This is a genomic window from Mycobacterium saskatchewanense (genome assembly GCF_010729105.1).
GTDB classification, from domain to species: Bacteria; Actinomycetota; Actinomycetes; order Mycobacteriales; family Mycobacteriaceae; genus Mycobacterium; species Mycobacterium saskatchewanense.
The window spans coordinates 4,334,953-4,355,567 of record NZ_AP022573.1 but is presented as its reverse complement, the minus strand read 5'-3'; the positions used below and the strand labels follow the sequence as shown (position 1 = coordinate 4,355,567).

Annotated in this window: 16 protein-coding genes, 4 pseudogenes and 1 riboswitch; of the genes and pseudogenes, 9 read left to right on the top strand and 11 right to left on the bottom strand. The window is 64.6% G+C overall.

What is annotated here, in order from left to right; all coding sequences use genetic code 11:
- Positions 1-42 precede the first annotated feature (42 nt).
- A riboswitch (TPP riboswitch) is annotated at positions 43-153 on the top strand.
- The 3 genes from thiC (at position 144) to G6N56_RS20475 (ending at position 3,240) form a co-directional block, all read left to right on the top strand.
- Positions 144-1,775: a phosphomethylpyrimidine synthase ThiC gene (gene thiC / locus G6N56_RS20485; protein WP_085258803.1), complete on the top strand. Its 1,632-nt coding sequence runs from the start codon at positions 144-146 to the stop codon at positions 1,773-1,775. It overlaps the preceding riboswitch by 10 nt.
- Positions 1,772-2,599, top strand: a complete 828-nt coding sequence (thiD, locus tag G6N56_RS20480) for a bifunctional hydroxymethylpyrimidine kinase/phosphomethylpyrimidine kinase (protein ID WP_085258782.1) — start codon at positions 1,772-1,774, stop codon at positions 2,597-2,599. Before thiC ends, thiD begins: the two co-directional genes overlap by 4 nt.
- Positions 2,596-3,240 carry an alpha/beta hydrolase family protein gene (locus tag G6N56_RS20475; protein WP_408632641.1) on the top strand — a complete coding sequence of 215 codons (645 nt, stop codon included), beginning with the start codon at positions 2,596-2,598 and terminating at the stop codon, positions 3,238-3,240. Before thiD ends, G6N56_RS20475 begins: the two co-directional genes overlap by 4 nt.
- Here the strand turns inward: G6N56_RS20475 and G6N56_RS20470 are convergent.
- The 4 genes and pseudogenes from G6N56_RS20470 to G6N56_RS20455 form a co-directional block, all read right to left on the bottom strand.
- On the bottom strand, positions 3,228-4,685 hold the full coding sequence (locus G6N56_RS20470; RefSeq protein ID WP_085258783.1) for a neutral zinc metallopeptidase: 1,458 nt from the start codon (positions 4,683-4,685) through the stop codon (positions 3,228-3,230). The genes G6N56_RS20475 and G6N56_RS20470 overlap by 13 nt on opposite strands.
- 67 nt (positions 4,686-4,752) lie before the next feature.
- Positions 4,753-5,145, bottom strand: a pseudogene (locus G6N56_RS20465) (HNH endonuclease signature motif containing protein); the annotation flags it as partial.
- Positions 5,146-5,156: 11 nt separating this feature from the next.
- Positions 5,157-8,024 carry an MMPL/RND family transporter gene (locus G6N56_RS20460; protein ID WP_163645152.1) on the bottom strand — a complete coding sequence of 956 codons (2,868 nt, stop codon included), beginning with the start codon at positions 8,022-8,024 and terminating at the stop codon, positions 5,157-5,159.
- On the bottom strand, positions 8,021-8,446 hold the full coding sequence (locus tag G6N56_RS20455; RefSeq protein ID WP_042909771.1) for an MmpS family transport accessory protein: 426 nt from the start codon (positions 8,444-8,446) through the stop codon (positions 8,021-8,023). The genes G6N56_RS20460 and G6N56_RS20455 overlap by 4 nt, the downstream gene beginning before the upstream one ends.
- A gap of 328 nt (positions 8,447-8,774) precedes the next feature.
- Between G6N56_RS20455 and G6N56_RS20450 the strand changes: the two genes are divergently transcribed.
- On the top strand, positions 8,775-9,590 hold the full coding sequence (locus G6N56_RS20450) for a helix-turn-helix transcriptional regulator (RefSeq protein ID WP_051472940.1): 816 nt from the start codon (positions 8,775-8,777) through the stop codon (positions 9,588-9,590).
- Between the two features lie 2 nt (positions 9,591-9,592).
- Here G6N56_RS20450 and G6N56_RS20445 read toward each other — a convergent pair whose 3' ends face one another.
- On the bottom strand, positions 9,593-9,799 hold the full coding sequence (locus G6N56_RS20445) for a hypothetical protein (protein WP_042792009.1): 207 nt from the start codon (positions 9,797-9,799) through the stop codon (positions 9,593-9,595).
- 171 nt (positions 9,800-9,970) lie between these two features.
- Here G6N56_RS20445 and G6N56_RS20440 point away from each other — a divergent pair.
- Together G6N56_RS20440 and G6N56_RS20435 are read left to right on the top strand one after the other, a co-directional pair.
- Positions 9,971-10,735, top strand: a pseudogene (locus tag G6N56_RS20440) (ISL3 family transposase); the annotation flags it as partial.
- 422 nt (positions 10,736-11,157) lie between these two features.
- Positions 11,158-12,442 (top strand): annotated as a pseudogene (locus G6N56_RS20435) (IS3 family transposase).
- 237 nt (positions 12,443-12,679) lie between these two features.
- Here the strand turns inward: G6N56_RS20435 and G6N56_RS20430 are convergent.
- From G6N56_RS20430 to G6N56_RS20420, 3 genes are all read right to left on the bottom strand, one after another.
- Entirely contained in the window at positions 12,680-13,342 is a 663-nt protein-coding gene (locus tag G6N56_RS20430; protein ID WP_042792008.1) for a TetR/AcrR family transcriptional regulator, read from the bottom strand.
- Positions 13,343-13,514: 172 nt separating this feature from the next.
- Positions 13,515-13,667 (bottom strand): hypothetical protein, encoded by a 153-nt coding sequence (locus tag G6N56_RS20425; RefSeq protein ID WP_158089969.1) that lies wholly within the window; start codon positions 13,665-13,667, stop codon positions 13,515-13,517.
- A 55-nt stretch (positions 13,668-13,722) separates the two neighbouring features.
- Positions 13,723-15,027 carry an MCE family protein gene (locus G6N56_RS20420; RefSeq protein WP_042792071.1) on the bottom strand — a complete coding sequence of 435 codons (1,305 nt, stop codon included), beginning with the start codon at positions 15,025-15,027 and terminating at the stop codon, positions 13,723-13,725.
- Between the two features lie 643 nt (positions 15,028-15,670).
- Here G6N56_RS20420 and G6N56_RS20415 point away from each other — a divergent pair.
- Positions 15,671-16,312 carry a TetR/AcrR family transcriptional regulator gene (locus tag G6N56_RS20415; RefSeq protein ID WP_038534967.1) on the top strand — a complete coding sequence of 214 codons (642 nt, stop codon included), beginning with the start codon at positions 15,671-15,673 and terminating at the stop codon, positions 16,310-16,312.
- 47 nt (positions 16,313-16,359) lie between these two features.
- Here the strand turns inward: G6N56_RS20415 and G6N56_RS20410 are convergent, their stop codons facing one another.
- Positions 16,360-16,659, bottom strand: coding sequence for a hypothetical protein (locus G6N56_RS20410; RefSeq protein ID WP_042792006.1), 300 nt, complete (start codon positions 16,657-16,659; stop codon positions 16,360-16,362).
- Positions 16,660-16,807: 148 nt separating this feature from the next.
- Here G6N56_RS20410 and G6N56_RS20405 point away from each other — a divergent pair, with 148 nt between their 5' ends.
- Positions 16,808-16,984, top strand: coding sequence for a hypothetical protein (locus tag G6N56_RS20405; protein WP_158089970.1), 177 nt, complete (start codon positions 16,808-16,810; stop codon positions 16,982-16,984).
- Positions 16,985-17,465: 481 nt separating this feature from the next.
- Here G6N56_RS20405 and G6N56_RS20400 read toward each other — a convergent pair whose 3' ends face one another.
- On the bottom strand, positions 17,466-18,062 hold the full coding sequence (locus tag G6N56_RS20400; protein ID WP_096288364.1) for a TetR/AcrR family transcriptional regulator: 597 nt from the start codon (positions 18,060-18,062) through the stop codon (positions 17,466-17,468).
- A 99-nt stretch (positions 18,063-18,161) separates the two neighbouring features.
- Positions 18,162-19,362: pseudogene (locus tag G6N56_RS20395) on the bottom strand (IS110 family RNA-guided transposase).
- Between the two features lie 515 nt (positions 19,363-19,877).
- On the opposite strand from G6N56_RS20395, the gene G6N56_RS20390 reads away from it, so the two are divergent.
- A complete protein-coding gene (locus G6N56_RS20390) occupies positions 19,878-20,555 on the top strand; it encodes a hypothetical protein (protein ID WP_085240914.1) in 678 nt (225 codons plus the stop codon).
- Positions 20,556-20,615: the final 60 nt, after the last annotated feature.

Sequence of the window (20,615 nt, the reverse complement as noted above, 5' to 3'; positions counted from 1 at the left end):
AGCGGCTACCGCGCTGTAGGGAGTAACGTCGCGTGCGGACCATCCACCAGACGCGGGAGCGCACGCCGAGTGCGCTGAGAGGACGGCTTGGGGCCGTCGACCGTACGAACCTGACCGGGTAATGCCGGCGTAGGGAGATGAAAATGACCGACACCCTTTCCACCACCGCTCCTTCGGTTACCACCGGCCCGATCGCCGGCAGCACCAAGGCTTACCGCGAAATCGAGGGCGTGCCCGGAGCGCGGGTCCCCGTCCGGCGGGTAAACCTGTCGACCGGGGAACACTTCGACCTCTACGACACTTCCGGGCCCTACACCGATCCACACGCGGTGATCGACCTGGCAGTGGGCCTGCCCGCCCGGCCGGGAGTGGTCCGCGACCGCGGCACCCAGCTGCAGCGCGCCCGCGCCGGCGAGATCACCGCCGAGATGGCGTTCATCGCGGCCCGCGAGGGAGTGGCCGCCGAACTGGTGCGCGACGAGGTCGCGCGCGGCCGCGCGGTGATCCCGGCCAACCACAACCACCCCGAGATCGAGCCGATGATCATCGGCAAGGCCTTTGCGGTCAAGGTGAACGCGAACATCGGCAACTCGGCGGTGACGTCGTCGATCGCCGAGGAGGTCGACAAGATGGTGTGGGCCACCCGGTGGGGCGCCGACACCATCATGGACCTGTCCACCGGCAAGAACATTCACGAGACCCGCGAATGGATCCTGCGCAACTCGCCGGTGCCGGTCGGCACCGTGCCGATCTATCAGGCGCTGGAGAAGGTCAACGGTGATCCGACGCTGCTGACCTGGGAGATCTACCGCGACACCGTGATCGAGCAGTGCGAGCAGGGTGTGGACTACATGACCGTGCACGCCGGCGTGCTGCTGCGCTACGTGCCGCTGACCGCCAAGCGGGTCACCGGCATCGTCAGCCGCGGCGGGTCGATCATGGCGGCCTGGTGCCTGGCGCATCACCGGGAGTCGTTCCTCTACACCAACTTCGAGGAGCTCTGCGACATCTTCGCGCGCTACGACGTGACGTTCTCGCTCGGCGACGGGCTGCGGCCCGGGTCGATCGCCGACGCCAACGACGCCGCGCAGTTTTCCGAACTGCGCACGCTCGGTGAACTCACCAAGATCGCCAAAGCCCATGGCGCGCAGGTGATGATCGAGGGCCCCGGCCACATCCCGATGCACAAGATCGTCGAGAACGTGCGGCTGGAAGAGGAGCTGTGCGAGGAGGCGCCCTTCTACACGCTGGGCCCGCTGGCCACCGACATCGCGCCGGCCTACGACCACATCACCTCGGCGATCGGCGCGGCCATCATCGCCCAGGCGGGCACCGCGATGCTGTGCTACGTGACCCCGAAGGAACACCTGGGGCTGCCCGACCGCAAGGACGTCAAAGACGGCGTGATCGCCTACAAGATCGCGGCGCACTCCGCCGACCTGGGCAAGGGCCATCCGCACGCCCAGGAGCGCGACGACGCATTGAGCAAGGCGCGCTTCGAGTTCCGCTGGAGGGACCAGTTCGCGCTGTCCCTGGATCCCGACACCGCGCGGGAGTACCACGACGAGACGCTGCCGGCGGAACCCGCCAAGAGTGCCCACTTCTGCTCGATGTGCGGGCCGAAGTTCTGCTCGATGCGCATCACCCAGGACGTCCGCGACTACGCCGCCGCGCACGGCCTCGACAGCGAAGAGGCGATCGAGGCCGCGATGAACGAGAAGTCACGGGAGTTCGCCGAGCACGGCAACCGGGTGTACCTGCCGATCACCCAGTGAGCTACCTGCCGCTCGCGCCGCCGGGCACCACGCCGCTGCGCGTGCTGACCATCGCCGGATCGGACTCCGGGGGCGGCGCGGGCATCCAGGCCGACATGCGCACGATGGCGCTGCTGGGCGTGCACGCCTGCGTCGCCGTCACCGCCGTTACCGTGCAGAACACGTTGGGCGTCAAAGGATTTCACGAGGTTCCCGACGACGTGGTGGCCGCCCAGATCGACGCCGTGGTCGGTGACATCGGCATCCAGTCGGCGAAGACCGGGATGCTCGCGTCGTCGGTCATCGTCACCTCGGTCGCCGACACCTGGCGCCGGCTCGCGCCGGGCGTTCCGCTCGTCGTCGACCCCGTCTGCGCCTCTATGCACGGGGATGCCCTCCTGGCACGAGAGGCGCTGGATACCCTCCGCGGCCAACTCTTTCCGCTGGCCACCCTGGTGACGCCGAACCTGGACGAGGTGCGGCTGCTGGTGGACGTCGACGTCGTGGACTCGGCCTCGCAGCGGGCGGCGGCGAAGGCGCTGCACGCGCTGGGCCCCCGCTGGGCGCTGGTCAAGGGCGGGCACCTGCGGTCGTCGGAACGCAGTTGCGACCTGCTCTACGACGGCGCCGACTTCTACGAGTACGAGGCCCCGCGGGTGCCCACCGGCAACGACCACGGCGGCGGGGACACGCTGGCGTCCGCGGTCGCCTGCGCGCTGGCGCACGGGTTCACCGTGCCGGACGCCGTCGGCTTCGGAAAGCGTTGGGTCACCGAGTCCCTGCGGGCCGCCTACCCGCTGGGCCACGGCCACGGTCCGGTCTCTCCCCTGTTCCGGCTGTCATGATTGCCCTCGATCAGATCGCGGGTGTGGCACACCGACCCGAGGACGATCCGCACGGCGTCGTGGTGCTCACCCACGGCGCGGGCGGCAACAGGGAATCCCCGCTACTCCAACAGATCTGCGACGAATGGGCGCGGCGGGGCTGGCTCGCGATCCGGTACAACCTGCCCTTCCGGCGCCGCCGCCCCACCGGTCCGCCGTCGGGCTCGGCGGCGACCGACCGGGCCGGCATCGCGGAGGCGATTACCCTGTGCCGGGGCCTCGCCGGCGGCCCGCTGCTCGCCGGCGGCCATTCCTATGGCGGCCGGCAGACGTCCATGGCGGTCGCCTCGGGCGACGCGGTCGTGGACGCACTGACGTTGTTCTCGTATCCGGTTCACCCCCCGGGCAAGCCGGAACGCCCCCGCACCGAGCACCTGCCCGACATCCGGGTGCCCACCGTGTTCACGCACGGCACTTCGGATCCCTTCGGGAGCACGGCCGAAGTGCGCGCCGCCGCCGCGCTGATCGCCGCCCCGGCCGAGGTCGTCGAGATCGCCGGAGCCCGGCACGACCTGCGCTCGAAGACCCTCGACGTGCCGGCGCTGGCCGTCGACGCCGCGCTGCACCTGCTGGCGCCCGGCCTACCCCGTCACCCGGGATAGCGCGAGTAGCACGCGTCCGTCTTGCCCCCGACGCCGCCGCGGAACGCGGCGATGCGGGTGAAGCCCGCCGGGACCGAGGTACCGTCGGCGTCGCTGGCCACAAGGTGATTGGTGAGCAGACCGGCGACCGCCTCGTCGAGATCGCCGGCCGTCAGGACCAACTGTTTATGGGACGGCAGGTCGATCGGTTCGGCCATCTTGCGGTGCACCACCCCGGTCAGGCACGCGGTGCGCAGCGCGGTCCACGGGCTCTGCATCGCCAGGCCGCGTTCGTGCTGGACCGCGAGCGCGTACCTCGACATCACGACCGAGAGGGCGGTGTCGTCGCCCTGCGGCAGCGTCTGTTCCTTCTCGTCGGCGACCTTGCCCAGCGCCGCCAGCGCCGGCAGGTCCACCACGATGGTGTTGGTGGCCGGGCAGTAAGACGCCGGCGGGCTGGGTTTGGCGTCGGGGCAGTCGGCCGGCCGATAAGACAGCGTCGGCGGGGTGTTCGGGGTGAGGATCTGTCCGAGCAGTTCCATCAGGGTCGTCAGGGTGTCTTCATTGATCGGGACCTCGCCCGTCTCCGGGTCCCCGCCGGGGTCGACCCGCAGCGCGTTCGGCAGGTCGCCGCGGCGCTGCTCGATCTCCTTCTTGTTGATGCTCGCGCACGCCGAGGCGCCGTTGATGAAACCCATCTGGAAGGCGCTCACCCGGTCCAGCGCGGAACCGTGCTCGTCGTCGTTCTCCGTGTCGGTGTCCATCACCGGGTCGCGGGTGGTGATGATGCCCGCCAGCACGTGGTCCAGCCCGTCGGCGGTGCTCAGCGTGAAGCGCGGTGACTTGCCGTCCGCGACCCAGAACAGGTAGACGCCGGCGAAGCAGTCGGCCTGTTGCTCGCGGACGATGGTGGGGTCCCTGCGCGTCACGAGTTTCGCCATCTGCTGCAATGCGTGGCCGAACTCGTGCGCGAGCACCGCGTTGACGGACATGTCACCGAAATAGCGTTCCGCGACGGGCATGAATACGCCGCGGTCCCAGGCGATCAGGTTGCAGCGCGAGGTGTAGAAGGCATTGACAAGCTTGTAGGTGTCGTTGTGGCAGACGATCGGGCTGTCGGGGTCTTTCGAGTTGTAGGACACCAGCTTGCCGACGGGGACGAAGGTCCCCTTCAATGACTGGCTGTACACCGATTTCCAGTAGTCCTCGATGTCGTTGACCGACAGCAACGACAGCTTGTCGATCGGACCGTTGTCGGTGTTGACCACCGTGCCGTTCGGGCTCGGCGCGTTGGTACGAATCCCGCTCGGCCCGTTGGTGGCGGGCAGGCCCGCGACGCGGAACGGGTCGTTGAGCATCGACAGAGCCTGCCCGTCGACGAAGGTGGCGCATCCCGCCACCACGAGTGCGCTCGCGGCCCCGGCGAAGGCGGCCTTCAAACGTCGACTGGGCCCGCGCTCATTCATGACCTACCTCGTCCCGGCCGGGCTGCACGGCAGCATCAAAGGGCGCTTCATTCTAGATCCGGGCGCCTCAGAAGGGTGGTGGGTCGTCGTCGTCGGGTGGGGCGGGCCCGGCTTGGGTTGGTTGCTGACCGCGGTCGACCGCCGGGTATCGGGCCTGGCGGTTGCGGTGGCGTTCTGCGGCGACCTGGTGCGCGCGGTTCTGGCTCCGGGTGCGCTGCCGCCGGGGCATCATCGCGGTGCGCTCCCCGCAGCGCTCGTCGGCGACGACCGCGCGTCGGGGCGGGGTGCCGGTGGGCGCACACAGGCTGGGGAACAGCAGCGCGCTGCCCGGGGTCGTGACGTACGTGTGCCCGTCGGGCAGCCGCCAGATGACCGTGCCGTCGGGCAGCTGCTCGTCGCGCCAGCCCCAGAACGTCTTCAGCAAATGATGCGTCCGGCACAAGGTTTTGAGGTTAGTGGCAAGTCGGGAAACTACCCCCTCAGGAGCAGGGCGCGCACCAGTGGACGGGGGCCCACAGATCGGAGCAGTTCGCTGGCTGGGCGGGAGCGTACCCGTAGCGGCCACCAGAACCAGCGCCCCAACAGGGTAGCGGTGGATGGGATCATCAGCGAGCGCACGATCAGCGTGTCGATGAGCAGGCCCAGCCCGATGGTGGTGCCGCCCTGTTTGAGCGTGTACAGCTCGTTGACCGCCAAAGAGGCCATGGTGAAGGCGAACACCAAGCCGGTCGTGGTCACGACTCCGCCGGTGCCGCCTACGGACCGGATGATGCCGGTCTTCAGTCCTGCGCCGATTTCTTCCTTGAACCGCGAGACCAGCAACAGGTTGTAGTCAGATCCCACGGCCAGCAAAATGGTGACTGCGAAAGGCAAGGTGATCCAGTGCAGTTCCAAGCCATAGATGTGTTGCCAAAACAGCACCGACAGGCCGAAGCCGGTCGCTAGCGAGAGCACGACTGTGCCGACGATGACCATCGAGGCGACTAGCGCGCGGGTGATGACCAGCATGACGATGAAGATCAGGATGAGCGCGGCGATGGCCTCGGTCATGACGTCGTATTTGGTGGATTCTTGGATATCTCGGTAAGTAGCCGCCGTGCCACCCAGGTATAACTTCGCACTGGCCAAGGGGGTTTCTTTGACCGCCTCGCGTGCGGCCTTGAGTTCTGCGTCGACGTGGGAGATCGCCTCGGGGCTGGCGGGGTCGATGTTGTGGGTGATGATCATACGGGTGGATTTGCCGTCGGGGGAAACCAGCAGCCTGAGGCCGGTCTTAAAGTCAGGGCTGTCGAACACTTCTGGCGCGATGTAGAAGAGGCCGTCAATTTTTGCTTTGTCGAAGAATTCGCCCATGAGTGTGCTGGTGTCGGTCATGCGGTCCATTTGAGTGATCAGCCCCGAAAAACTGCTGTAGAGCGTGAAGAAGGTAGTCTGCATAGACTTTGCAACGTCGATGATCGGCGGTATCAACGTCACCATCTCTTGTGTTGCGTCAGCGCTTTGTTGGAGGTCCTTGGCCAGCTTGTGGAAATTCTCGGCGAGTTTGTCGAAGCCATCCAACGCGTCGAAGACGGAGCGCAGTGACCAACATATCGGAACGTCGAAGCAGTGCTTTTCCCAGTAGAAGTAACTGCGAAGTGGCCGCCAGAAATCGTCAAAATCTGCGAGATGGTCACGTATTCCATCCGTGATTGCAGCGGTGTCAGTTGTGACGCGAGCGCTGTCGCTAATCGACCCGGATAGTTCCTTTTCCACGGTGTACATGCGCTCTAACGTCGCGATCTGGACGCCGAGGTCATCTCGAGTCAGCCGCAGGATATCGGCCAAGCGGTCCTTCAGATACTGCAGGTTCTCCCGGATCGGGACGGGCTGCATGCCGATCGCGAACGGTATGGTGCCGTGCTCGATGTTGTATCCCAGCGGCCTGGTGATGCTTTGCACCCGCGCGATGCCCGGCACCCGGAAGATACTCGCCGCAATCCTATCCAGGTCGAGCATGTCCACCGGGTTACGCAGGTCGTGGTCGGCTTCGACCAGCAACAGGTCCGGATTCAGCCGGGCATGGGTGAAATGCTGGATGGCGGCACGGTCGCCGACGTTGGACGCTAGGCTCGCGGGAACGTAATAGCGGTCGTCGTAGTTTGTGTGATACCCCGGCAGGGTCAGCCCCCCGACTATTGAGACAACCACAGCGCTGGCAAGGATCGGGGCGGGCCAGCGCACCGTGGCCGTCGCTAGTCGCCGCCACCGGTAAATATTGGTCTTTCGCTTCGCGTCGAGTAAGCCGAACCGCGCGTCGATGGCCAGCAGAGCCGGCATCAACGTCAGCGAGGCCGCGATCACGATGACCAGTGCCACCGCGCACGGAATCGCCAACGTATTGAGGTAGGGCAGCCGGACCAACCGCAGACACAGCATCGCGCCGGCGATCGTTAGCCCGGAACCCAACACGACATGGGCAACTCCACGGTATGTCGTGTAGTAAGCGGTTTCACGGTCTTCGCCGCTTTGACGGGCTTCGTGATAGCGGCCGAGAAAAAAGATCGCGTAGTCCGTGCCGGCCGCGATGGCCAGCGCCATGAGCAGACTGACCGCGAACGTGGTGAAGCCGATCACGTGAAAGTTGCCGATGAATGCCACGATTCCCCGCGCGGTGGCCAGTTCGACAAAAATCACCACCAGCACGATCAGCAAGGTGGCTATCGACCGGTAAGCGATGAGCAACATCAGCGCGGCCACGGCGATCGTGATCGCCGTGCGCTTGGCCAGACCCCGGTCGCCGGCTTCAGTCAAGTCTGTGGTCAGCGGCGCCTGACCGGTCACATATGCTTTGATACCCGGCGGCGGATGAGAGTGCGCCACGATCTGCTCGACTGAGTGCACCGACTCATCCGCCCGCGAGGAGCCTTGGTCGCCGGCGAGGTTGAGCTGCACGTAAGCGGCCTTACTATCGGCGCTCTGCTCGCCGCCCGCCGTGACCAATTCCCCCCAATAGTTCTGCACTTTCTCGACATGCGCGGTGTCGCGCTCGAGCCGGCGCACCAGATCGTCGTAGAAGCGACGCGCCTCGTCGCCCAGCGGTTTGTCGCCCACCAGCACCACCATCGCGACGCTGTCGGAGTCGAACTCGTGAAAAACTTTGCCCATGCGCTTCATCGCGATCAGCGACGGAGCATCCTTAGGCAACAGGCCGACCGAGTTCTGCCGTTCCACCAGATCCAGTCGAGGCACGAAGACGCTGACGACGACGGCGAACACCAGCCAACCCAACACGATCGGCACCGCCAACCGCCGCAACATCCGCGCCGCAAGAGGCCGCTCGGCGTGGCCGCCGCTCATGCGGCTTTATCCAAGCAGAAAACCTGTGCGTCGAAACGGGCTACGGACTGCTGGTCGCGCACCACACCGTTGACCAGAATCCGGCAACCGAGCATGTTGCTGTCCCCTTGTGCCACCACGTTGGCGAACATTCCCGGCATGGTCGTGGTCACGGTGTATGACCACGGCAAGGTGGTGAAACTTGCGCGCTGAGGCTGAGCGTTCTCGTCCAGGTAATTGACCACACCCGCCGTGCCCGGGGGCCCGGTAACCTCGTAAACCACGCGCTTGACGTTGATCGGCACAATCTGCTCGACCGGGCCCACCTCCGCGACTCGGTGCGAGCCGAACACACCCTGCAATCGGTAAGCCACGAAGCCCCCGACGGCCGCAACCGCGACGATCACCAGCGGAATCCACGCCCGCTTGAGAATGCCCAGCAAAGTCGTTGTCCTTCCGGTTCGGGTTGCTGTCACTCCAGGCTGCTACGTTTGGGGCGTTGACCCGAGTACGTCGTCGGTGTGGTCGCGACCAGGCAACGAACCGACCCTTCGCCGTACCGCCGTATCCGCGCTGGGTAGCCCCGCCCATGCTCAGGCCCATCCTCCGCCCGTGTCGATATCAGCAAGCGGCCTAAAACCCTGTTCCCTTCGGCCAAGCGGTCGATTGATGCCACGAGTACATATGGTGGCGAGGAACCGCAGGTCGCGGAAGGGGGAGCTTAACCTAGGAATTTGACACCCAGGACGCCGCGCTGGCTAGCATCGCTTCGTGACCAAGACACTGGGAGAATTTCTTCGGGCGCGCCGCGAGGCGATCACACCCAACCAGCAGCGCCACGGCGATCTTGCGAGACGGCGGCGCACCCCTGGGCTGCGCCGCGAGGAGGTGGCCGTGCGGGCCGGCATCAGTGCCGACTACTACGCGCGGTTGGAACAAGGACGAGAAAACCACCCGTCCGCGCGGATATTGGACGCCTTGGTGATCGCGCTCGGCCTGTCTCCCAGTGAGGCGACCTATCTGTATGACCTCGCGACCCCGCGACACCGCTGGCGGCAGAAGGCCAGTTCGCAGCAAAACCCGGCTGAGTATTTGCTTCTCATCATGCAAGCCTGGACACTCGGTCCGGCCTACATAGTCAACCGCCGGTGCGATGTGCTGGCCGAAAACCCGCAAGCCTCAGAGCTCTTCTCCCAATTCACGATCACAGGGAACGTTTTGCGCTTACTGTTCCTGGATCCCGAGGCGAAAACCCTCTGGGTGAACTGGGAATCATACGTCAAAACCGCCATCGCCACCGTGCACCGCACCGCAGGTATCGATATTGATCAGCCAGATATCACCGATATCGTCCTCGAACTTTCCAAAAAGAGCAGCGACTTCGTCCAGATGTGGAACAGCCACGATGTCAATGTCTCCGACGGCAAGGTCAAGCAGCTCCGACATAGAGACTTCGGTGAGCTTGAGCTTGACTACGAGCTACTTTCAGTTGCGAGCGCGCCAGGACAATTTCTTGTAATCCACAGAAGCATTAAGAACGGCTCTTTCTTCTCGATGGCAGCGTCGCCGAATACGGTGGACAAATAGTCCTAGCGACAAAGGGGCTCATTGATGATGGCGGTCATCATGGTCTTGCCGCGCCGCCGGTCGGGGTGGCTGTAGGCCGCGATGATGCGCTGGTAGACGCCCCAGGTGAGCTGCACGGGGAGGTGGTTGTCGTCGGCGAACACCGCCTCCAGGCGGGTGCGTTGGCGGGCGGTGAGCAGCGGGAATCGGGTGCGCAGGGTGCGGCGCACGCCGTAGAGCGGATCCCTGGTGCGGCCGCGATGTCGCAGGTGGCCTGTTGGACGCGTTGACGGCTCTTCGCAGTTGAGGGTGTAGAGGTGGTCGGCGCGTCGCTGCCGGGATAGGGGTCGAGGTCTTCCGATGATGGGAGTTCTCACACCGCCCATCTGAAAGACCTCGACGTGCCTGACGCTACCTTCGCGTGCCCTGATCTGAGCACATTCTGCCGCCTTGACGAGCTCGGGTTGGAGGTGACCGGACAACGCCTGGAGCCGGACCGGGCGGTGTTGGCTTGCCGGATTATCGACGACGACTCGTGGTGTCGCCGCTGCGGCGAGCAGGGCGCGGTGCGTGACACCGTGACCCGGCAACTGGCTCATGAGCCGTTCGGGTGGCGGCCCACATGCTTGCTGGTCACGATCCGCCGGTATCGGTGCGCCGGCTGCGCTCATGTGTGGCGCCAAGACACCAGCAAGGCCGCCGAGCCGCGGGCCAAGCTGTCCCGCCGGGGCCTGCGGTGGGCACTGGAAGCCCTGGTCTGCCAACATCTGTCGGTGGCCCGAGTCGCCGAAGCGCTCGCGGTGTCGTGGAACACCGCTAACAACGCGGTGTTGGCCGAAGGCCGCCGGGTGCTCATCGCCGATGCGGCCCGCTTCGACGGGGTCGCGGTGATCGGCGTCGACGAGCATGTGTGGCGGCACACCCGTCGCGCCGACAAGTACGTCACCGTCATCATCGACTTGACCCCCGTGCGCGACAAGACCGGTCCGGCGCGGTTGCTCGACATGGTCGAAGGACGCTCCAAACGAGCATTCGCCGACTGGCTGGCCGACCGGCCACAGGACTGGCGCGATGGTGTGGACGTCGTTGCCATGGACGGATTCTCCGGATTCAAGACCGCCACCACCACCGAACTGCCCGAGGCGGCGGTGATGGATCCCTTTTATGACGACGTCTGGGTTCTGCCGACATGGTCGGTGTTGCGCCTGGTGGAGGCGGTGCCCGCAGCCGTGAGGTCGGCATAATCAGAGGGCTTGGAGGAAGGCAAGGAGAGTGTCGTCGGCTGTTTCGTATCGTCCGGCCCGGATTCCGGTGGGTGTCGTCCTCTCGAGCGCGGTCTGCTTGGTCGTCATGTCGGAAAAACGTATCCGCGCTTGACGGCACCAGTGACGACCCAGCATCCAAGCTGTCCCTTCAGAGACTCTTATAACGCATGAGGACGAGCCGACCGTAGTTTGACAGGCCAGTCCTGCAGGCCTTCAGGGGGCGGGGCGCTGCGCCCCGTGCGATGTCGATGAACCAGCCAAAGAAACCAGTCTGAGCCGTCCCGGCGTTTCCGGAGACTCCCGATCTTGGGAGGATCTGGGTTATGGGACGTGTCAGCAAGTACCCCGACGAGCTTCGTGAACGTGCGGTGCGCATGGTCGCTGAGGTGCGCCCGCAGTACCCGTCGCAGTGGGCGGCGATCACGGCGGTCACGGGCATGTTGGGGATCGGCACACCGGAGACGTTGCGGACCTGGATCCGCCGCTCGGAGGTCGATACCGGCCAGCGGCCGGGTGTGACCTCCGCGATGGCCGAGGAGAACAAGGCGCTGCGCAAGGAGATTGCCGAGCTGCGCCGGGCCAACGAGATCTTGAAAGCAGCGGCGATTTTCTTCGGGGCCGAGCTCGACCGGCCCGGGAGACGGTGATCCGGTTCATCGCCGAACACAAGGACCACCAGGTGGCCGGTTCCAACGGCGGGGCCGGGCTGCGCTGGGGTGTCGAGCCCATGTGTGCGGTGCTGTCTGAGCATGGCGTGCCGATCAGCCCGTCGACCTACTACGAGTGGATCAACAAGACCCCGACACGACGGCAGATCCATGACGCCGAGCTGGTCGAGATCATCACCGCGGCGCGGGAAGACAAGAAAAGGGCAAGTTCGTCCAGACGCTGGGGTCACGCAAGTTGTGGATCTGGCTACGCAGCCAGGGTCACGATGTCGCCCGGTGCACGGTGGAGCGGATCATGCGCGAGAACGGTTGGGAGGGCGCGCGGTACGGATCCAAGCACAAGACCACCATCGCCGACGACACTCATCGGCGATACCCGGATCTGGTGGACCGCCGCTTTTATGCCGCGGCGCCAAATCGGTTGTGGGTGGCCGACTTTACGTATGTGTCGACCTGGATGGGATTCGTCTACGTCGCATTCGTCATCGACGCCTACAGCCGCCGGATCCTAGGCTGGCGGGCCGCCAGATCCATGACCACCGATCTGGTCCTCGACGCTATCGAGCATGCGTTCTTCACTCGCGCCCAGGACGGCACCACCAGTCTGCACGGGCTGATTGCGCACAGCGACGCGGGCAGTCAATACACCTCGGTGGCCTTCACCCAGCGGCTCATCGATGAGGGCGTGGATCCCTCCGTCGGCTCGGTTGGCGATGCGCTGGACAATGCGCTGGCCGAGACCACCGTCGGCTCGTTCAAGAACGAACTTATCCGCCGGCAAGGCCCGTGGCGCGACGTCAACCAGGTCGAGCTGGCGACCGCTGAATGGGTGGTCTGGTTCAACACCGAACGCCCCCACGAGTACCTCGACGACTTCACTCCCGAGGCCGTCGAGACGCTCTACTACGATCACAAACGCACCCCACCAAAGGCAGGGTGATTCAACGAATGCAGTCTCCGGACTCACCGGGACGGCTCAGTCAGGCGTTCGCGCTGCAAAAGGGTCAGCCTGCCTAGGCGCGGCCGCATGTACCGAATCAGGATCGCTGACCAGGAAGCGGATGAGCGGGACGGCGTCGTTGGGGGCGGTGCCGTCCATCACCGTGGTGGCGTCGGGTGAGTTTTTGGCGATCTTCGACGGGGGATGGTCGGCTTCAGCACGGCTGAGCACAACGGGTCACCACCGTAACGGCCGTCCCGCTAGTCCTCGGGTGGGCGGGCAAAGCGCCCCTTCCACGAGTTGGCGCAGCATTGGGGTCATGGCCACCATCTCTGGGTAAGTCCGGACGTAGCCCGCGTATACCCCCACGCCGCAACCCACGACGAGCAGCGGTTCGACCATTGCCGATGCATCAATATCCGCAGCGAGTTCGCCGCGCTCAATCGCATCGTTGACGAAGCGTGTCAATACTTTCCGAATGATCCAAAGGGGATCGTTTTCGGTGCCAACCAATTCGGGATGGCGCTGCGATTCGAGTACGCCAGTGACCAAAAACGCAGACCCGGCGAAATTTTCCGAACCGGCTCTCATCGCGGAGATGAACGCCATCAGGCGAGCCACCAGCGAATTCTCGATGTCCGCATGTTTAACACCGGCTCCGATGACGCATTCGTTGGTCTCAACCAGCACTTCCTGATACAACGCTCGCTTGCTCGAGAAGTAGTGGTTGATCGCCGGCCGGCTCAGGTCGGCGCGCGCGGCGATGTCTTGGAGCGTCGCGCCGTCGTAGCCGCGTGCGCTAAACACCAAACGAGCAGCTCGGATAATTCGCTCGCGCGCGTCGCCGGCGGTCGCGGCAGGCGGGCGGCCCGGTCTGCGATTACCCTTTTGCGGCGCCACTACAGTGTGTCATTCGCTCCGGTGCGACATTTAGCGGTTTTGGCGGCATGATGCCAAGTGCGGGTCGTCGCCTCGATCATTCCATGCGAATGCTCATCGATTCCACGCGAGTGTTCAACAAAGGCCGCAGTGGAATTCCGGCTCGCGAATCGGCTGCGCCCCGCGAAGCCAATCACCACTGGCCGATATTGCTTGCGCCCTGGATGAGCCTGACTGGGATCTGCACCACGTGATGCTGCATCGCCGGGATCTGCTGGATGACCAGATCGGCGTCGGCGCGGGATTGCGTCGAGAGCTGTCCCGGATGCTGACTGGGCTCGCACACGAAAACCCTCCCACCACAAAAGATCATCGCCCACTCTATGCGGCAATGCCCATTTTTATGGGTTGATTGTGTTATCCCCTACCTGGCGGCCCCAGACGTATTCGATCGCATACGGCGATCCGGTGTCCAGGTGGTTGTACGGCGCAAGGCTGTTGCCGGAGTCCATCACCAACTCCGGTGCGGGCCACAAGTCGTGGGTGATCGGCTGCCAGCACCCCGGCGCACCGCCGGGCCCACCGCGGGCGTTCACCCGCGGCAAATTTTCGGGGTAGATGTAGGGGTTGGGCGCCCCACCGACCACCCCGGCGACACCGCCCACCAGCGAAGCGATGACGGGCGCCGCGGACACCGGGTTCGCGATCAGTCCCAGCCCGGAGAGCACCTCGGTGTCCATGTTCAACGAGTAGCCGTTGAATCCGCCCTCCGAGGCACCGGTGATGGGCACGATGTCGTGGTAGTTGCGCAGGGCGCAGAACAGTTCGGGGCTGTAGGTGTCCAGCAGCTGCGCCGAGGGCACCAGATCGGCGGCACCGCGCGCCAAATACGGCCCGCCCTTGTTGAACAACTCCGCACCGGTGTTGCCGAACCCGGCCGCCGCCAGCAACGCCTGATCCAAATCCTTCTGCTGGGCATTGATGGTGCGCGAGGTGATCACCGCGTCGTCCAAGAAATCCAACAAATCCGGCGACGCGTTCGCATAGGTATCCCCCAGCGCCGCCAACCGCGCAATATCCCTGCGCGCCTGCGGCATCTGCGGATTCACATCATCAAGCAACGCGTTGGCGTTGGTCACCGACTGACCGAACTTCTCCCCCAGCCCCGTCAACGACTGCGCCGCCGCGCTCAACGTCAAATTCAGCTTGACCGGATCCACCTTCTCCGCGATCGAGGTGATCGTCTGAAACAGCGTGTTGATCTCGGTGGTCACCGAGCGGGCATCGATCACCGTGTGCGTCGAGATCTTCTGCGGCGACGGATTGGCCGGCGTCGTCAACGCCACATACTTACCACCGAACACCGTCGTCGCCTTGATATCGGCGTTCACGTTCGATGGAATCAACGCCAAATACCGCGGATACACCTCCAAGGTGAACTTCGCGGCGGGCTTGCCGTCGCGAACGGTTTCCGAAATCGACCCCACCCGGCCGATCTGCACCCCGTTATAGGTCACCTTCGAACCCGGATCCATCAGCAGCCCGGCGCGGGCGGCGATCATGGTCAGCTGCGTCTTTTCGGTGAAGGCACCGCGGAATTGCCCGTACACCGAGGCTAAAATCACCGCGAGTACGAGCAGCGTCGCGACTGCAATCCACTTATACGGCGGCGTCCGCGGGGCGTTGGTCTGAGTCCTAACCAACAGCACGTAACGCCCTTGGCGCGCAGGTGGTTTGACGATCCCGATGCACCATCGTCGAAACCTTGTTAGTTTCATGAGCGGCGTAGGCGAAATGCCAGCCGGGAGGTTAGTCTGATCGGCTCCTCGCGCAAGTGGTCATACATTTCGCGGTTCATTAGGTCGTCGTCGAGGTATGAGCAGCAGCGAGGCGGGTAATGACGTGGACGCACGCGGCCTTGCTCGACCGGCGGCGGTCGGTGCACGCCACTGGTAATCGCGCGGCCGGTGCGCTTGAAAGCCCGAACCGCACGCGTCCACACGTGAGGCTTGGTTGGCGCAAGCAGCACACTCATCGCGGACCATCGCTCTTCGTCTGCGCGATTTCGCTCGCACAACTCGGAAAGTTCGTTCGACAGCCAGACGACATGGCATGTAGTGGCAGCATCGAGGAGCTTGTGAACCAGGGATCGTTCGGCCCGTTGCCTGACATGAATCCTCCCCCGGGCGCAAAGACGGATATGCATAAGTGGACTACTAGTAGCGCTACACTACTACTAGTAGCGCTACACCACTACCAGTAGTGTTAATTGCGTTGCGGACGGGTCAATCGCCCGATGCAGGCACGATTCGGTGCGGGCCAGGTACGGGCGGGGCTTACGGTGACTACATGGAGCGCGACGCCCTTGAATTCCCCGTCGACGACGATGACGACGTCGACCCACGCCGGCTACGCTCACGGACCCGGCTATTGGATGCGGCCACCGAACTCCTCAGCGCCGGCGGCATCGAAGCCGTCACCATCGACGCGGTCACCAAAGCCTCCAAAGTCGCGCGCACGACCCTGTATCGCCACTTCAGCAGCTCCACTCAACTGCTGGCCGCCACATTTGAACGGCTGCTGCCGCAAGTCCACCCTCCGCCGGGGACGGGACCGTTGCGCGACCAACTCATCGAACTGTTGAGCCGACAAGCCACGCTGTTCCAGGAGGCACCGCTGCACGTCACCACACTGGCCTGGGTCGCGCTTGGCCCAACACCGAACAGCACCCAGGAAACCTACGATCGGCACGCGCTGCGGACACGAATCGTCGACCAGTATCGCCAGCCGTTCGATCGCCTTTTGCAAAGCCCCAAAGCCCGCGCCGACCTCGATGAATTCGACCCGCAGCTGATCCTGTGTCAACTCGTGGGGCCACTCGCGTTCGCTCGACTCACCGGCCTGCGTGCCATCGATCGTCAAGACTGTGAGCGCATCGTCGATGACTTCCTTGCCGCGCACCGCCGCCATGCCGATGAGCCCGCAACGTAGGCCCCCCTCACCCTCCGCAAACCAGCTTCCCGCAGCAGCCGCTCCGGCTACCCGAGTATGGCCAATTCGCCGACCACGAGATCGGCAACGACAGATAGCCCCGGAGGAGACCTGGACGGGTGGCCGCCACGCACCTGCGTCCCGCCGCTGTGCGGAAACGCGTACTGAACCGCGGGCTGACCGCGAACCAATCCGGTAGCGACTGCCGTTTGCACCAGGCGCGCGGCGGTCGGGAATTGGGGCCATATCGGCGCCGATGCGGCCAGGATCAGCTGTACGCCGAGCCGCCCGACGCCGGCGATCTCGTCGAGACACTCGATCGCCGCAAGCGTCTGTCGGGCAGCCATGGTGTCGTCGACGATGATCTGGCCTGGCCCGCCGCCGGCCGCGCTCGCGTTGGTGTCGCCGCTGTGGCTGCCACGTCGATCAGGACGCTCAGTTGGTCGTCGATACGAGTGGTTAGGGTTCGATCCACGCGCTGAGGGTGTCAATCGGGTGAGCAAGCATCCGGCTCCGCTCCGCGTGGTGGTCATCGAAATCGGCCCGTCAAGCCTCGACCAAGGCGCCGTGTTCGACCCGCACCCGGCGGCGGGCCAGATCAGCGAGTTGTCCGGCGTCGCGCTCGCCAGCGATCAACACCTCAAGCATGTCGCGAACCGAGACGGTGTCTAGCTTCTACGCGCCACCGCCGACACTTTAAATCAACGCGTCCTCGAGCAGCTTCTCGAGCCGCTCCCAGTAGCGGGCGCGTTCGCCGGTCAGTCGACCCGTAGCCGGGTGTCATCGTGCAGCCGCCGCGCCGGTGCCGGCACGAACGATGGCCGCAGCACGCCCTTCTGTGAACGTGACCAGCCACACCGCGTCCACCGTGTCGTTGTTCACGTCGCGGACGTTGACCATTTCACTTCGCTTGTCCTCCCATCACATCGATATTTCATGGGGAGGTTGCTGGGGCCTCGGTCGAGGAACCGAAATTCTGACCGGCTGCTCGAAGCAACAGTGCGTGACCCTCCCAGGTCGGGCCCGGCGCCAGGCTAAACCACGGGCCCACAAACCAGAGTGAAAGTCGGCGTCGGTGGGCAACCCGACCACATTTTCACGCCTGCGAGGCGTCGCCGAAGACAACAGGGGCTAAACCGCCCTACCCGGTGGATCAGGTGAGGCTGGGGATGATGAAGTCAAGGACCAGGGCTTGCACGGTGCGACGGGTGGGGGGTCGGCTAGAGATGATGGACCGGAACATTAGGTAGCCGGGAAGTAGGTCCCAAAGTTCGTCGTCGATGGCGGCGCCCGCGATATCACCTCGGTCAACGGCCTGCTTCAGGATGTGCTGGATCAAGGCTTTCCACTGCTCGAGGAACTGATGCCGTATCGCCTCGTTGAGCGCGGCGTTACGCGACACCTCGACAAGCACCGCGCGGATGGTGCTGGCGTGCTGGCGGGCCTGTTGGCTCACCAACTCCCCAAGTTCCAGCAAATCTCCCCGCAGTGTGCCGGTATCGGGCGGGACCACGACCTGGCGGGTCCCCTCGATGAACGCGGCCAATACCAGTTCGGCTTTCGATGGCCATCGCCGGTACACCGTCGCCTTGCTGGCGCGGGCGGTGGCCGCCACCGCGTCCACCGTCAACCGGTCATACCCGTGTTGCTGCAGCAGCCATAATGTCACCGCAAGCAACTCGGCCTCCCGCGGCGACCACGGCGCGGACTCCGCGGGGTGATCGGCAATCCGAGACACAGCGCCCACGATAGAACCGTCGCCGTAGTACAGTCCAGTACCGTACCGTCTAGCGGCTAAAACGTGGTCAGCTGCAGCCTCGTGTGACCCATTCGATTCTCAATGGGTTTGTCAAGCCGCTGCGGCGGTTGGGATTTGGTAGGTGGTGTGGTCGCGCAGCATGGCCCACAGGACGTTGAGGCGTCGGCGGGCCAGGGCTAGGACGGCTTGTCGGTGGTGTTTGCCCTCAGCGCGTTTGCGTTCGTAGTAGGCGCGAGACGCCGGGTCGGTGCGGGCGGCGCTTTGGGCGGCCAGGTAGCAGGTGCGCAGGAGTCGTCGGTGGTAGCGGCGGGGGCGTTTGAGGTTGCCGCTGATGCGCCCGGAGTCGCGCGGTACCGGCGCCAGCCCGCAGATGCCGGCCAGACGATCGGCGGAGTCGAAAGCGCTCATGTCTCCCCTTGTTGCGGCGAGGAATTCGGCGCCGAGGATGACCCCGAAGCCGGGCATGCTCAGGATGATTTCGGCGTGGCGGTGGCGGCGAAATCGTTCCTCGAGCATCGTCTCGGTGTCGGCGATTTCGGTGTTGAGGGTGATCACCTCCTGGGCTAGCCGGGCCACCATGGCGGCGGCCAGGTCTTGTCCGGGCAGCACAGTGTGCTGAGCGTGGGCAGCTTCGAGTGCGGCGGCGGCGACCGCCTCGGCGGTGCGGGCCTTGCGTTTGCGCAGCCAGGCCACCAGCCGCGCGGCGCCCGCGCGACGCAGTGCCTCGGGGGTTTGGTAACCGGTGAGCAAGATCAGCGCAGCCTTGTGTTGACCGTAGTCAAACGCCCGCTCGAGGGCGGGAAAGTACTCCAGCAGCTGAGCGCGCAGCCGGTTTAGCGCTCGGGTGCGATCGGCGACCAGATCAGCGCGCCGAGCGGTCAGGATGCGCAGCTGCACGGTGATCTGATCACCGGAACGCAGCGGCTGTAGATCACGGCGCATCCGGGCTTGATCGGCGATGATCGCCGCGTCTTTGGCGTCGCTTTTCGCGTCGCCGCGATAGGCGCCCGATGCGTAATAGACACTGCGGCCCGGGATGTAGAGCAGCCGCTGGGAGGCGTCCAGCAGCAGCGTGATCAGCAACGCAGCACCACCACCGGCCAGGTCGATCGCCTAGGTGAGGTCGCCCCCATCAGCGAGCGTGGTGACCGCGTTGATCAACTCGTTTAGTGTCGCCATCGTTGGCTACCCGCCGCGAGAGCACCCTCCTGCCATCAACGTCGACGACGACGCAATGGTGCTCTGACTTGCCGGCATCCACACCCGCCCATAGTTGCTGTGGCACAACCACCTCCGTGTTCGTTGTCGGTCTTTGAACCCACCAGACGACCACGCCGACGTGTCCTTACACAGCGATTAGATCGCACCTCTCAATTAGCGGTCGAGTCGTCGCGGGACGCCCGGGCGGCCAATCGATTCGAGCCATCACCAAAGGCAGAATATGGAAAGCCATACCCGACGTCCCTGGGTACTCGAAGCCTACGGCCGACAGCCACGAACACCCTGCAAAAACCGTAAGGAATATGGACCGGATAGAGGCCTCCGTGGTTAGCCCCGGTCATTCATGGGGTGTAGTCGGTTAATACCTTTGAGTGATTCGTCGTTGGTATCGGCGGCAGACATGCTGAGTTACCGGCTGGCGCTGCCTGACACCAGGCACCGGGCTCGGTGATCGACGAGTACAAGCGCGGTCACAACGCGTCCGACACCGGCTTGGGCGAACCGTATTGGCGTCACGCGGCAATCCTTGATGCAGTGACGATCAGCGAATTGACCTCTCTGCCAACACGAGACAACTTGCGGGCTATGGCCGCCGAGATCGGCCGGCCCTATCGTCAGGTCCTCTCGGCGGCGCTGTTCGACACCGGATATCTGACTGCGGCCGAGACGATGGTTCCCCGACCGTACGACGAAGTCCTCTACGACGTGATCGCCGCCCTGACGGAGGCCGCTCATCTGACGAATCAGCCGATGCGTCAACATAGTTCGGGGAAATGGGAACCGGATCGCGACTCCCGCGCAGCGCTACCGATCGACTGGGCCGAGTTCGTCACCCACGCCCTGGCCGCGGCCGCCGTCAACATCGAAGGCACCGAACAAATCCTGGCCGGGCGGCCCGGCTCCTGGGAGGCCGAGCGGGTGCGTCAAACCTTGCAGTCAACTGTCGGCGTCGACGACGAGGATCTCGTACGACAGCGTACCGAACTCGTCGTCATCGGCCTGTGGGTCGACAGAATCTTGCGCGACACCTACGACGACTACCGCAACGCCGAACTGGAACTTTCTCGACGCCAAGACGCCATCCCCCAACCCGATGACCAACCCCCCGGCCCCTTCTCCCCCGACGACACGCGTATCGCCGCAGTGGACTGGATCAGGGTCGACGAGAACGGTTACCTCATTGTGGAGGGTAAAGTCGGCGGGGCACGATCCAGCGGACACCGCACTGCTCGCCGACCTTCACCAGAAGGCCCAGACCAGTAGGCCTACGAGTTGACGACCTCGATCTCTCACTGCACCAAATGACCCGTGAATTCAAGACCT